Annotated in this window: 1 protein-coding gene; it reads right to left on the bottom strand. The window is 65.2% G+C overall.

Translation table 11 applies throughout. From position 1 onward, the window contains the following. On the bottom strand, nucleotides 1–273 hold a 273-nt coding region (locus AC0L2O_RS36765; protein WP_473373202.1), incomplete at both ends, for an FAD-binding oxidoreductase.

Raw genomic sequence — 273 nt, 5'->3', positions numbered from 1 at the left:
GGCATCGCTGCGCACGAGGTGCAACCATTCCTTCTTGTCGAGGCCGATGCCATGCTCGGCCGAGACGCCGCCGCCGGCCGCAGCCACGCTGCGATAGACGATGTCATACGCCGCCGCCGGATCCACCGTGCGGACCTGATAGTGCAGATTGCCATCGCCGAGATGGCCGAAGACGTAGATGTCGGCGTTGCGGTCAACGGCCTGGACCGCAGCTTCCGTTTCCCGCAGGAAAGTGCCCATCCTCGCCAGCGGGATGCTGATATCGACGCCGAC

It is taken from the genome of Bradyrhizobium sp. Kon10 (genome assembly GCF_055807395.1).
The sequence above is the reverse complement of the archived record's forward strand: the minus strand, read 5'-3'. Positions and strand labels throughout refer to the sequence as shown.